Origin of the sequence: Gynuella sunshinyii YC6258, assembly GCF_000940805.1 — a bacterium.
In the GTDB taxonomy this organism is placed as follows: domain Bacteria; phylum Pseudomonadota; class Gammaproteobacteria; order Pseudomonadales; family Natronospirillaceae; genus Gynuella; species Gynuella sunshinyii.
In genome coordinates this window covers 2,130,385-2,144,278 of record NZ_CP007142.1, presented here as the reverse complement: position 1 = coordinate 2,144,278, position 13,894 = coordinate 2,130,385, and the positions used below count along the sequence as shown (strand labels likewise).

Below are 13,894 nucleotides of genomic sequence, written 5' to 3'. Positions count from 1 at the left end.
ATAAATGACTAATTATTTATCTGTCGTGTTAATAGCTAATACTCGCCATAAGACCTTATGAATATAGATAATTGAATTATTATTTATTTTTGAATAGTTTAGATCCTGAGTTCTATTCTGAATCCATTTTACGCTACTAACACCATCAACCTTAATACCGACAACACCCACTTTATATAAGGTAAAGAATAATTTCTGTTTCAATTCCGTTAGAATTTCTTCTGTTTTCGGATATGAGTTATTTATATATTCATATGCCAGTTTAACAACATCATCAGCTCTAGAAGTATCTTGGTCAAATAGTTTTTCAATTAGCTTATCGAAAATAGAATTATCAACAATTCCAACTTTAAATCTCTTCTTCATTTTGTGGAGCATATCTATGTACTTTTCGAGATTAGGATGTTCTACAAACCACTCATATTTTAGTGATTCAAGCCTATCATATGAGTACCCTTTCTCTGCCATCTTCACGATAGAGCCAGTTATCTCAGTCTTACCCTCTGATTCAATCAAGCAATGATTTACGAAAGCAATAGCATCTCTTGGCCGCAAAAAGGTACGATCAATTATATAATCATCTCCTCTTAAACCATCCAATTTCGGAGGAAATATATCATCAAAAAAAACATCGTTTTTGGTGTATTTATTTTTTAGAAGTTTATTAATTCTTTTATCTAAAATACTCTTTATTTGTAATTTTTCCCATCTCAAAGTTAGAAAAAGACTATCATATTTTTCTTTCTGAAAACCAGAGTCTCTAGTCTGGTCCAAAACACGATTTAAAAGGTCTGTTCGAAGAGTAAATATAATCTTAACAGGCTCTATAGATCTAAACTTCTTGGTAGTTTCTATTAAGGCCCGAATTAATTTATACCTAAGATGATCTTCTACCCAGTTTTCGTCTAACCGATCAATTACGATATAAGTTTTTTTTTGAGGATCATTAAATATATCTTCTGAAAGAAGTTCAATAATTTTTGATAATTTTGATATTTGAACATCACTTACAACCCTCTTTCCATAATATATCACTTCAGATTTTTGCTCTTCCGTCAACGATTTTCCCGAAGAAATTTTTAGTTCAATACCTGGAACTTTACCACTAACGGTCTGTTTTAAATTAGACTCCAGTTTTTCGGTGAAGTCCTTAATTCTTGATTCAGTATCCAACCAGAACTTCTCTCCCCATTCTTCGATATATGACAGCGCTTGTTGTTTTTTTGAGTTTCCTTTTATAAGAGATGAAACTGTGGAAAAAAAAGAATCTTTCTTTTGAACCGAGTCGATTTTATATTCAATCTTTATTAGCTCTACAGCAAAAGTATGTTGCCACAATAGATTGTAGAAAATGTCCAGGTTTACACCCAAATTTTCAAAAAACGTCAAGATAGTTGAATTTGAAATATGTCTTAGTGCCAGCTCTTCTGGCTCAATACTTATTACTCGTTCTTGATTTCTACGTACTTGCTCTAATAAAGCACTCTTACCTGCACCGGTTCGACCCAGCACAATACACTGAGGGGCAGAGGTATTACATAGAACCTCATAATCTCCAATATCAACAAAGCAATCCTCCAAGAAAGACTGATCATTTTCAGCATCAGCCTCTCCAACACTCATGTGTTTTCTATAAACGAATTCAGACTTTGGTACATTTGGCATAAGATGTTCCTTTTGTTCCCCTGAGGAGAACTGTATCTATCTCATCATATTTTTTACTTAAACAACGTCTACACATTCCACACCTTATCCAAAATAGTCCCTCTACCAAAAACCAGCAATACAAAGTCTGGCTTTAAATTGATTTCGCTCAGTTTCATGTTTATACACTCTCAAACCTCTCCCCAAGGCGCACTGTTGCCCCCAACCAGACTTTTCACGTAACATAGCCGCGCGCCGGCAAAATCCGGCGTCGGGATCGCAACCCCGCTTTAGTCACAGAGAGGCATTAGGCGCTCAGCGCCTGTGATATGCCTGCGCACTCGCGCACCTGCCCGTTTTATGGCAGGTCGGCGGGCCAGTTTCGGCTGGGCCGCGTCTCTGTGAGCGGTTTGTTGCGACTCGCCGACTCTGCCCCCAAAACGTCATATGAATCCCTGTGAGGGGCAGAATCCATGCGATCACAGAGGAATCATATGCCATGACGACAGACTCCACGCCCACCTCAAGCACTTCATTCAATCTCTCTCAACTGGAACTGATCAAGCGCGATCTGTGCACAACGATCACTACGCTCAATGGTGGTCAGGCGATTGCACTGATGCTGGCCGAATCGGATGACGAAACCACTGCCAATGTGGCCAGAGCAGCGTACGGTTTTTTGCAGCATTTGCATGTGCAGATGGACAGTATTTATTCCGCTTTAGGCGATATTCGATAACCCGGTACGGGGGCAATTTTTCATTTCGCATGGAGTCTCACTGATGAAAACAGAATCCGAAAGACGTTATCAGTCACAGTTGAAGCTGATCGATTATCAATTGAATAAAATACAGTCCAAACTCAAGCAGTATGAATCCATCGGTTGTATTTTATTGAACTCTGAGAATGAGAAACGATCCGATATCGGGCGGTTGGTCATGAGTCTTATAACGGAAATTGACCGTCAAACCAGTGGCATTCAGTCAGCGGTGGAGGATTTAAAGCAGCTGCGATGAACGGCGCTGAACTTTCTTTCTGATATGGGTGTGGAGAGTGGTTATGCCCTTAAAAAAAAGCGCATCTGAACATGGGTTCAGACGCGCCTCTGACAGGATGTTGATCATGATCAACTGAGTTTGACTGTTCAGTTAGTGCACTGAACTTATGTCGGCTTTCAGTGCTGGTTTTGGTGTAAACCAGATTATGAATGCGGCTATCATGAATATGGCACTGATACTTATAAATATATGATTGGTGGCAATCATCACACTTTCCTGATGCAGCAACCGATCAATAATGCCGATGGTCTGTTCCTTCGAAATTCCGCTTTGTATCATCAGGTCTGTAGCGGCACCGGTTCGATCAGTCAGACCGGCCAGCTCCGCATGCACATAGGTACTTTGACTCTCCCATTGCGTGTTCACCAGGGATGTGGCAACTGCACCTGAAAGTGTGCGGATAAAATTCATGAGCCCTGCGGCTGAATTCATTTCGCTGAAGGTAACAGCACCCAATGCAACAGCCGTTAATGGTACGAAGAACAATGGTGTTCCCAATCCCTGAAATAACATGGGCACGCTGATCTGGGCGAAAGTCATATCCAGGTTGCCGAAGCTGCGATACAGGGTCCATCCTCCCAGCCATACGACTCCCAGGAACACCATGGGCCGGGGATCAAATTTCGACGATAAGCTCGCAATTCCGGGTGCTATGAACACAGCCAGAACGCCCATGGTAGCTGTCGCATAACCGGCGATGGTTGCGGTATATCCCATGTACATCTGCAACCACATGGGGGTCAGCACGGTGATTCCAAAAAAAGCACCAAATGCCAACGACAATGTCACCATGCTGAAGCTGAATCCTCGGTGTCGGAATATTTTCAGATCAACGATCGGATGCTTCTCTGTCAGCTCCCAAATCAGGAAAGCCACAAATCCCAGCAAGGCGACTATCGCCAGAAAAACGATCCAGGTGGATGAGAACCAGTCCAGATCTTTTCCTTCATCCAACATTAGCTGTAATGCGCCTACCCAGATTACGAGCAGAATCAGTCCGACTTTGTCGACTCCCACTTTCTCGGTTTTGGTTTCAAATGAGCGCAATAGTTTCCAACATAAGAAGGCTGCAATAATGGCAAGCGGGGCTTTTACCAGAAAGATATATTCCCATCCTAACTGATCACACAATACCCCTCCCAGGATCGGTCCCATGATCGGTGCCACCAATGTCATCATGCTCCAGATACCAATGGCAGCATGGGATTTGTTGGCCGGAAATATCCGGATCATCAGTGTTTGTGACAAAGGCATCAACGGACCACCACAGAATCCTAACAATATACGGAAAAAAACCAGCATTCCCATACTGGTTGCTAAACCGCAGGCGATGGAAAAAATTCCAAACAAAAAGAAACATGTCACAAATACCCGAATAGAACCAAAGCGAGCTGCGAGCCATCCGGTAAGTGGTACTGCAATCGCCTCTGCAACGGCATAAGAGGTAATTACATAGGTTCCCTGGGATGAGGTCGTTCCCATTGCCCCGGCAATATTTGAAACAGAAACATTGGCAATCGTGGTATCGAGAATGGCCAGAAAATTTGCCATTGCCAATACCAGCGTTCCCAATAAAAGTTGTATACCCGCCAGGGGCTTGGGACTTTCATCAATCGCTGTTGTTCTCATTGTTCAACTTACCTTAAATATTGGTCAGCATCTAAATCAGACAGCCCATTGATACGTGCCAGTTTATCCTGGGTCTCTTCGTTCAAATGTACCTTCACTTCCATTGAAAGACCGACCCGTAGTGGATGCTTGCTCAACTCATTCGCATCGAGTTCTATGCGAACCGGAAGGCGCTGAACCACTTTAATCCAGTTGCCGGTGGCATTCTGTGCAGGGATGAGTGAAAAAGCAGAGCCTGTACCACCGGAAAATCCAGACACAACTCCGCGGAATACAACATCTTCACCATAAATGTCTGCTGTCAGCGTGGCTATTTGTCCGGGTTTGACCTGGCTGAGTTCAACTTCTTTGAAGTTGGCATCGACGTATATCTGATCGGTCGGAACCAGTGTCATCAAAGGCTCACCAATTTGAACACGACGCCCCACCTGTACCTGACGTTTGGCAACAACCCCGGAGATCGGTGCATAAATGACGGTTCTGTCCAGGTTCACCTGGGCCTGCTCGTAACGGGCTTTGGCGGCCAGTACTTCTGGGTTGTTTTCAATATCGGTATTGATGATCTGTACCGCATTGGCCTTTTGTGCACCGATCGCACTGTTATAATTCGCTTCGCTCTGATGCAGACTTGACTCAGCGATTTTCAAATCGGCCATTGCACGGGTCAGTGCATTCTGGGCATTGGAAAGATCTTCTGCTGAAACCGAACCGGAATTCACCAGGCCTTTACGCCGATCAAAATCCAATCGGGCCCTGACAAGATTGGATTTGGCAGCATCCAACTGTGCCGCGGTGCGTTCCTTATCTGCTTTTCGGGCAGCAATTTGCGCGGTCAGGTTTTCATCCAGGGCCTGATATCCCTGTACCCGACGGCGGGCCAGTTCCAAATCAGCCGCAGCTTGTGCCAACGCGATACTGGCATCGGTATTGTCAATGATGACCAGTACATCACCCTGTTTAACCTGCTGGGTATCATTCACTTTTACTTCGGTTACGATACCGCCAACGGCTGGCGTTACCTGTGCGGTTTCGACATTAGTGTAAGCGTTGTCCGTGGATATATATTTGGAGCTTATAAAGTACCAATAGGCAAAACTGCCCCCTCCCGCCAGAATCACGACGATAAAGAATAGTAAAAACATGTTGCGACGAGTTTGAGACACAGCAGTTGTCTCCATTTCTTTAGATACTTCAGACATGGGATTCTCTCTAGATAATTTTGGATTCAGGAATGCTCAGCGATAAATCCGCCGCCAAGCACAAGTACAGTTTCAACATCAACAAAAACGGCTTCAGATTGAAGGTTTACCAGACTTCGTTTGCTGGATAACCAGTTATCCTGAGCATTCAGTACTTCAAGGTAACCGGTGAGGCCTCCTTCATAGCGCTGATTGACTATCTGATAAGCATCTGCTGCCGCGGCTTCTGCCTGTTGCATTTTTTTGATTCGCTGCTGCATGAACTTCTGTTGCGTCGAAACATCTGCCAGCTGCTGAAAAGCGCGGTTTACCGCCTGGTTATAAGTGGCCACTGCACTGTCGTATTGAGCACCGGCTGCTTTATAGCCAGCTTTAATAGCGCCGCCCTGAAAGATAGGTAGATATATTGCCGGCCCCACGCCTCCGGCCAGAGAACCACCTAAATTCAAGTTCTCCAGTCCCATTGCCTGAGAACCGATATAGCCTGTCAAAGAAACATTGGGATAGAACCGCGATTTCGCTACACCTATGCGATGTGCCGCTGCTTCCGCCTGCAAACGGGATACTGATATATCAGGTCGACGGCCAATCAGGTTAATCCCTGCATCACTTGGTATACCGTGGGAGGCATCCAGAGTTAATGCAGGTTCGGTCAGCGCCTCACCCTCATCAGGTCCGGCACCAGCAAGTGCAGAAAGTGCGTGTTTTTGTATAAGAATCTGTTGCTGCAGTTCCAATAATGAAGATTCCGTCAACGCCAGCGCTGCTTCTGCGCTGCGAACGGAACCTCTGTTCTCCAGTCCCTCATCATACCGTTTACGTGTCAGCTGCACGGTTTTCAAACGAATGTCCCTGGCTTCTGACAGGTTGGCCAGATTGGCGTACAACCGGGCGAGTTCTGCATATGCCTTGGTAATGGATGCTGTCAACACAAGGCGCGCCTGAGCCTGTTCTGCCTGCGAAGCAAACATTTCTGACGTGGCAGCTGCTATCTGTGCACGGTTTTTACCAAACAAGTCCAATTCATAGTCAAAGTTCAACGTGGCACTGCCAAAGGTATTCCAGCCTCTTGGTACAAAGTCATTACCGTTGTGGTAACTCAAACGGGTTTGAGTGGCAGACGCATTAGCGGAGATCGTTGGCATCATCGCTGCCCCGGATTGCTGAACGCTGGCAAGCGCCAGATTGATTCTGGCTGCAGCAATCTGCAGATTCGGAGCCGACTCAAGCGCCCGGGCAATCAGTTGGTCGAGCTGGTCATCGTGATAACGCTGCCACCACTGATCCGCCGGCCACAGGGAGTCGGTATCTATTGTTACTGATTTTTCATACTGCAGTTTATCGACCATGCTGGTATGGCTGGGTTCTTCATCCGGAAGTGACACACAACCACTAACCAGTAATAAGGCCACATACAGGGCTAAATACTGTTTACGCAATGCTAAAACCTCTTAATAGGAAATGTTATAGGAATTTAACGAGGAGGGTTTTATAATGAACTAAACCGTTCAGTTTAGTTATAATATTGACATCGTTTTTAAAGTCAAGGATAAGAGAACTTCTTAACCGTGGAGCAATGTGATTAATGAGAGTTAAAAGTGAGTCTCGCCGTCTGGCCATCGTCGATGCCGCGAGGCAGGTGTTCAGTGAAACAGGGTTTGAAAGTGCATCGATGAATGAAATTGCCCGCCGGGTGGGCTTTTCCAAAGCAACCGTATACAACTATTTTTCTTCAAAAGAGGAAGTTTTCTTGTCTGTGATGGAAACTTTCGCTCGCAGACAGCTGGCCGAAGCATTCAACGCTTTGGAAGCCGAGGGTGATCTGCTCCCGTTATTGAAGAACTTTTCAGAGACTTACCTTCAATCCATTACCGAACCCGAAATTCTGGCATTGGAAAAAATTGTGGCGCATGAGGCTCACCGTTCAAAAATAGGTCAGTTTTTCTACGAACACGGGCCCAAACGAGGGTTAACGAAGCTGGAGAATTTTCTGGAACAGCATATAAAAAAGGGAAATCTTTGTTCGGCAGAACCTCGGGTTTGCGCCCAACATTTTCTCGCTTTAATTATCGCCGAATACTACGATCCCTTGTTTCTGAACGCGATTGAACGGCCTGATCCTGACGAGCTGAAAGCCTCCGCAGCCAGAGCTGTCGATGTTTTTCTACGTGCTTATCGTCCCTGATACCGTCTTAAGCCGACGAACGCACAATTGAGCCGTAAAGGGAGTTCTCTCCTGGCCATAGTCGTGTGCGAGAACAATGGTTTCCTGCCCGTGAGTGGACACTCACGCTGTATTTGTAGCTCCACTCCCCAGACGCCCGTGCCTGTGAAGTACTGCCGGTCAGGCGATTAAACGGAATAAACAGGGGCAGCAAAGGCTCGTTCGTATTTAAAAAATCTTATTTAAACACATGCAAAACCCTCATCCGGCAATTATGAGTATGGAAAATTTGTCGCCGGTAAATATTTTTTTCAGACAAATCCTGTGATGCATCCATGACAAACAGGCATGAAATTTCTATCGGCGGGACTCCGTTTCAATGCCGTAAGACCCCACGTAAGTAAAAGCCGGATTAAGACTCAACGGAAATGTCGCCTCGCGATTCTGTACCAGCTTTCAACCCAAAACTGACAGCGCAATCGAAAACAGCAGGCAGCTGTTTCCCCCCAAATACTCCATGTGGATATATCAATCATGTCTCCTGTTCAGATCGCGCCATTTGGATTGCCATGTCACTTCCAGCATCCGTTGATATCCTTGTGTTCAAAAATAACTTCAAATATTTTGCAGATTTCAATATCAACCCTTTCTTGCGGCAACAGTGATAAGCGCTCTGAAAAATAGCCTTCCTCTGGTATTTTTGAGGCCAATTTTCAATAATCCGGGCAGTTTCCCAAGGAAGTTCATATGAGTATCAAAACAGTCCAGCTGGTGCTGGTATCAGAACAACCGGGCCAGAACCTGTGCCCGTTGCTGGATCTGCGCCTGAAACCAGATGAAGTCATCCTCGCAGCCACGGCCAACAGCCCTTACCTGGAGCACCGACAGTGGTTAATAGAAGCCTGTAAACCCATGGGAATTCAGTGCACATTGCTGGACCTTCCGGATGCCTGGCAAACGGATTTACTGCGCCAGACCTTTGAGTCCGTGGTGGCACAGCATCTGGCTCAGGGCCATAAACTGATTTTGAACAGCACCGGTGGTTATCGACCTGTCGCTATCATTGCTCATGAGGTGTTTTTCTATCGCGACCTGCCGGTATTCTTTTTAAACAAGGACTGGGTGCGCTGGTTGAGTAACCCGGACCAGCAACCGGATTTTGCGCTGCAGGATAACGTCAAGCTGCCAACCTTTCTGCAGGCTCATGGGCTGGAGGTAGAATCCCTCAGCCGCTCACACATTCCGCCGGAACAACGCGAACTGGCAAAAAAATGGCAGGCTCAGGCGCGCGCTTACAGCCTGGCCATCGCCAAATTGAATTACTACGCCAGCCAGGCGGAAGATCATTTGCACTGCAATATTCCGCGCCACGAACTACGTGGTGATCATATGTTTCTGGAAATCCTGGATCAACTGAGTGACGCCGGCCTGGCCGAGATGCATCAACAGCAGCTGACATTCGCCAGTGAAGAGGCACGGTTTTTTGCCAATGGTGGCTGGCTGGAGGAACGGGTATTCAGTGAACTGTTTCAACTGCGCTCGGAATTCCCACGCTTACAGGATGTCGCCCGCAGCGTTCAGGTACGCTGGTTGGGCAGCAAACAAAAATTCTCGATCCGCAACGAACTCGACGTGCTGGCTCTCTACGACAACCGGCTGATCGTGATTGAATGCAAGACCGCACTGCTGGACTACCGCAATGCCCAGCATGTGGTGTACAAACTCGGCTCCATGCTTAAACATCTCGGCGGATTCCGCACCACCGGTATGATTACCAGTTTCCATGATATTCATCCAAAACATCATCAACGGGCAGAACTGTTTGATGTACAAATCTGCGACCGTCGCACCATTGGGCAATTACGACACCAACTGATTGAGAGATTACGAACACACGACTATTCGATTTTTTAGGGATCTTACGATTCTATTGCCCTGTTAACCAGACATTCAAACAGGCCTTCCTGGTTTATTTGAATGTCGTTGTTATTTTCCGTCATAGTGGATTACAGGGTTAACAATATAATGAATACGGATTCAAAAACTGTCTCTGCCATAACAAATGCCTGTCAACCTCACTGAGCGCCGCTTCATCGCAACCGGCATTCCAGTTGTCTTTAATAGTTTGTATCTGATGCGCAAAAAAATTTCCTTTGCCCCATCCGGTGACAACGGCTAAACCGAAAAAAGATAAATGCCCGGCACCGTGGCAACAACGCCTTGAGATGGATCAACAGGACGATATGAAGTTATCAACATTAGCAGGCGAAACTCTGCCTGTTGGTCCAAGTTTAAAAAACTCGCCGTAAGATGATTTTCAAGCCAAATAAAGACGGCAAATAAAAAAGGAGCGCTACTTTTGCAGGGCTCCTTTTTTATTTCTCCGCAGCTTAGGAAATAGACATCACGATACGTCCGGTAATATCGCCTTTCTCCATATCCGCAAAGATCTCATTAATATCATCAAGAGATTTCTCGGTAATAATGGCTTTAACCTTGCCGCGAGCAGCGAATTCCAAACATTCTTCCAAGTCTTTACGTGTGCCAACAATTGAGCCAACAACACTGACGCCGTTGAGCACAGTATCGAATATGGGTAATGGCATATCCTCTGGTGGTAGACCAACCAAGACGCATTTGCCGCCACGGCGTACCACATCATAGCTTTGACGGAATCCAGCCTTACTTACGGCAGTACATACACTGGCGTGAACACCATCCGTAGCCGCTTTAATATCTTCGACTATATTGTCTGTCATAAAATCAAAGAAGTATTCAGCCCCTAATGACGTAGCCAATTCGCGTTTGGCATCACCTGTATCGACCGCCACAACGCGAAATCCCATAGCGATAGCATATTGCACGGCTAAGTGGCCGAGCCCACCAACCCCGAATACCGCGACCCATTGACCAGGTTTGGCATCAGATACCTTTAAGGCTTTATAAGTGGTGACGCCGGCACAGAAGATTGGCGCAGCAGCCACGTAATCCAGGCCTTCTGGAATTTTTACCACATAATCCGCATGAGCTGCGCAGTATTCGGCGTAACTGCCAGCGACAGAATAGCCTGCATTTTGCTGGGATAAACAGAGGCTTTCTTGTCCACTTAAACAGTATTCACAATGACCACAGGTACTGTATAACCAAGGGATACCCACTCTATCGCCAATGCCTAAATGGGAGACAGCTTCACCCACTTCAACAATTTCACCGACGCCTTCATGTCCGGGAATTAAAGGTAATGTCGGTTTGACAGGCCAATCTCCATGACAGGCATGAAGGTCTGTATGGCATACGCCACAGGCGTGAATTTTTACTAATATCTGATGTGGCTCGATAGTAGGTTTTTGTACGTCTTCAATCTTTAAAATGGAGCCCAATGTACTTGTAATAGCGGCTTTCATGGCAAACTCCTGTTTGAAAATATGGGTTGTTAGATGAATTCACAGCTATTTTTTTTGTACCCGGGAACAGACACTTTAAGGAATACATAAAAAAAAACTTGCCTGTCAGTCCGCAAAACTTGTCTCTGTGTCCAAATCCTCGGTGAACTTGTTCTGTGTCCAGGGATATCGTTATTTAGTAACTGTTTTGGCCTTTCGTTGTCTGTGATAAAAGAAATGCATGACATGAAGCCGGAACAGGATATTCTGCGTCGGGCAGAAGTCTTCTTCGCATATTAATGCTGTATTTTCAGCGTATTAACAGCAAGATGGCTTTTAGCCTGATTCATGCAAAGTGCTGTAAAATGCTGTAAAGCGCAGATGATTTCTGAGGGAGAAAAAAGAACAGAAAGTTGTGTACTGTTTGCAAACAGGTTGCCAATTGGCTCATCTTGTTACTAACAGCTATATGCATAGCTTTCGATACTTCGTTTCCGGTGCACCCCTGAGGGCAGATATCATAAGCTGGTGTCAGTGAAAGCATTTTTCCATCCCAACAGACTGCATGATTTCTGGCATGATCGTTTGTGTTTCCGGATAAAATGTTAAAAATCATACATTTGGACAACTCTCGCAGGGTTTCCTTTGGGGTCAGGATAATTTCAGCCAGAGTCTCGTAAAATTAACTCACCCCGACAATTCTGGCCACTTCAAAAGCGGCTCCAATTTCGCATTTGGGATCTGCTTTTTCGATGCGGACAAACATCTCTCTGGAGATGCCTGCACGGTCGAGTGTTCATTTTTTTTCTCAAGTCTTGAGGCACGTATCAAACCGGCCAGCAGCGATAGTGCATCTTCGGGATAGCGGGAATAGGTTCTTACAGGGGGTTTTGGAATTTTTGTACCATACATAGATCATTAATAGTTTTAATGTTTCATATATAGATCAAATTAGTGTTATTAACTGAGCGTATCAAGGTGGCGTCGACTACTAGACCACCGGCTGAATACAGAAAAAAGGGGCCAAGACTATTCGATTTTCGGGGAGTGATCTGAAAGTCTCGAATTGTTGAGGAATCTGCGCACCTTTTGGTACAGACTCCTCAAACAATACCAAAGCCATCATCCATAACCACTTCGGTACTGTTCAATGGCAAAGCTCAAGCACTGGTTACCAGGCTCATAACCTTGCGGCCAAATAGTTTTTCCGCGGGTGTTTTGATCCCCTCACACAGTTTCAGCATGTGGTCGGATTCATCAATCTGTTTAGCACCCTCGCTGTAATCCAGACCGATAAAGTACTTGTACCAGGGCTCCATACCCAGGGCGTAAATAAACACCTGCCGAGGCTTGAGGAGTTTGACCATCTCGATGGCCTGAGCCGAATCGGAGCCGTTGAGGCGCCGTGACTCGCGAATGACCGGTGCCACCTTTTTGGTGTTCAGTGCGCCATACAGCCAGGTATAGGGTGCACCCACACATTCCATCCCTACGGCAAATACATCGGCGTCCGCGAGCAGGGGCTGCATATGCCGATAGAGATTAATATCCGGATTGGCGGAATCGGCACCAAAGAAGCACTTCTTGCCGCGCAGTTCGACCAGCCAGGCGGCCTTGCTGCGAATGTTCAGATCACCATGTTCACCCAGGAACGGAATCGCGGTAATGCGACCGTGGGAAATCTCGATCTGGTCCAGATCTTCCATTTCTTCCACCGTGAATTTGAGCTGTTTGAGAATCAGTTTCATGGAAGGGTCAGCCAGGCTACCGCCATTATTTTTCGGTACCAGAATTTTTCCGGTTTTATAACGCAACTGCAGCAGGGTCTCGATATTGATATGGTCCTGGTGATTGTGGGTCAAACAGATGTAATCGATTTTCTCCGGCAGTTCACTGAAGCTCACCACGTCGTTGGCATACTGATCACCCCGGCTCGCAATCACCGGATCGATCAGAATGCTGACATCCTCACTCTCGATCAGAAATCCGGCATGTCCGGTATAGGTCAACCGTATACCGGAAGTCACCGGCTGATGTTGGTGCTGACTGGGTGTTTCAGTAAATAACTCTTCCACCGTTAACCCGCCACTGAGCTGCCGACCATCAAACAGCTCCTTGATTTGTTGTGATGATAATGGATATTCGCGGGCACGGCACAAGGTATCCCAGAACGGATCGTTGAACTCGGCATCCAGCTGCAGGTGGTTATTATCCGGCAGCCGTGGGGTACTGAACACAAATGGCCGGTCACCGACTTTGGAGATCAGACCAAGGGATATGGATTGCAGGTCGGGCCGGTAATAGTGACTGTTATACAACAGCGGTTCGATCAAGCGGTAACCGGGATTATGTTCCATGTCCATGAACAACTCGACGTAGCCTTTGAGTCCTTCGGGTACCTGTTCATAGAGATACTCGATGCTTTCACCGGTGACATGGCTAGCCATCAATTCATTCAGCTTTTTGATATCTGAAGACAGTGCGACCAGTTCGCTACAGTTGTCTTCGATCTCAGCGATCAGCTGTTTGATGTCCTCCAATTGTTCTTCGGTGCAATCGACAAAATCGCCACCGGTTAAAGCCTTATGCTCTTTAGCCAGAATATGCAGTTCGTAATTCTTCACATAGGATTTCATGATCCGTCTGTGTGTGTTGGTCAGATGTCTGGCCGCCGTTGCCGGCGCCATCAGATATGGCCATGCATACCAGTGGTTAAACAGCGGTTCGATATACACATCTTCTTTCAGGTAGTAACTGTCGCCCATAATAAGCTGATCCTTTTATATCAAAATGTATTCACTCACCAATCTATGGGAG

11 protein-coding genes are annotated in these 13,894 nt (G+C 46.0%); 4 read left to right on the top strand and 7 right to left on the bottom strand.

Going from position 1 to position 13,894, the window contains the following annotated elements; all coding sequences use genetic code 11:
- Positions 1 to 12: 12 nt before the first annotated feature.
- The gene (locus YC6258_RS09340; protein WP_044616756.1) at positions 13 to 1,665 is read right to left on the bottom strand and encodes a P-loop ATPase, Sll1717 family; all 1,653 of its coding nucleotides are present in this window, start codon (positions 1,663 to 1,665) and stop codon (positions 13 to 15) included.
- 478 nt (positions 1,666 to 2,143) lie between these two features.
- On the opposite strand from YC6258_RS09340, the gene YC6258_RS09335 reads away from it, so the two are divergent.
- Complete coding sequence (locus tag YC6258_RS09335) at positions 2,144 to 2,383, top strand: hypothetical protein (protein ID WP_044616755.1); 240 nt, start codon at positions 2,144 to 2,146, stop codon at positions 2,381 to 2,383.
- Positions 2,384 to 2,426: 43 nt separating this feature from the next.
- On the top strand, positions 2,427 to 2,660 hold the full coding sequence (locus YC6258_RS09330) for a hypothetical protein (RefSeq protein WP_044616754.1): 234 nt from the start codon (positions 2,427 to 2,429) through the stop codon (positions 2,658 to 2,660).
- Positions 2,661 to 2,792: 132 nt separating this feature from the next.
- On the opposite strand, the gene YC6258_RS09325 is transcribed toward YC6258_RS09330, so the two are convergent.
- Genes YC6258_RS09325 through YC6258_RS09315 form a run of 3 tightly spaced genes read right to left on the bottom strand, consistent with a single transcriptional unit; the run spans position 2,793 to position 6,969 of the window.
- Entirely contained in the window at positions 2,793 to 4,331 is a 1,539-nt protein-coding gene (locus YC6258_RS09325) for a DHA2 family efflux MFS transporter permease subunit (RefSeq protein ID WP_044616753.1), read from the bottom strand.
- 8 nt (positions 4,332 to 4,339) lie between these two features.
- Positions 4,340 to 5,530 carry an HlyD family secretion protein gene (locus YC6258_RS09320; RefSeq protein ID WP_082070630.1) on the bottom strand — a complete coding sequence of 397 codons (1,191 nt, stop codon included), beginning with the start codon at positions 5,528 to 5,530 and terminating at the stop codon, positions 4,340 to 4,342.
- A gap of 26 nt (positions 5,531 to 5,556) precedes the next feature.
- A complete protein-coding gene (locus tag YC6258_RS09315; RefSeq protein ID WP_044616752.1) occupies positions 5,557 to 6,969 on the bottom strand; it encodes an efflux transporter outer membrane subunit in 1,413 nt (470 codons plus the stop codon).
- A gap of 146 nt (positions 6,970 to 7,115) precedes the next feature.
- Here YC6258_RS09315 and YC6258_RS09310 point away from each other — a divergent pair, with 146 nt between their 5' ends.
- Together YC6258_RS09310 and YC6258_RS09305 are read left to right on the top strand one after the other, a co-directional pair.
- Positions 7,116 to 7,715, top strand: coding sequence for a TetR/AcrR family transcriptional regulator (locus YC6258_RS09310; protein WP_044616751.1), 600 nt, complete (start codon positions 7,116 to 7,118; stop codon positions 7,713 to 7,715).
- A 726-nt stretch (positions 7,716 to 8,441) separates the two neighbouring features.
- Positions 8,442 to 9,608: a Card1-like endonuclease domain-containing protein gene (locus YC6258_RS09305; protein ID WP_044616750.1), complete on the top strand. Its 1,167-nt coding sequence runs from the start codon at positions 8,442 to 8,444 to the stop codon at positions 9,606 to 9,608.
- Between the two features lie 476 nt (positions 9,609 to 10,084).
- On the opposite strand, the gene adhP is transcribed toward YC6258_RS09305, so the two are convergent.
- The 3 genes from adhP to YC6258_RS09285 form a co-directional block, all read right to left on the bottom strand.
- Positions 10,085 to 11,098, bottom strand: coding sequence for an alcohol dehydrogenase AdhP (gene adhP / locus YC6258_RS09300; RefSeq protein WP_044616749.1), 1,014 nt, complete (start codon positions 11,096 to 11,098; stop codon positions 10,085 to 10,087).
- A gap of 325 nt (positions 11,099 to 11,423) precedes the next feature.
- Positions 11,424 to 11,693 (bottom strand): HipA domain-containing protein, encoded by a 270-nt coding sequence (locus tag YC6258_RS09295; RefSeq protein WP_052830182.1) that lies wholly within the window; start codon positions 11,691 to 11,693, stop codon positions 11,424 to 11,426.
- Positions 11,694 to 12,237: 544 nt separating this feature from the next.
- A complete protein-coding gene (locus YC6258_RS09285; protein ID WP_044616748.1) occupies positions 12,238 to 13,842 on the bottom strand; it encodes an MBL fold metallo-hydrolase in 1,605 nt (534 codons plus the stop codon).
- Positions 13,843 to 13,894 lie beyond the last annotated feature (52 nt).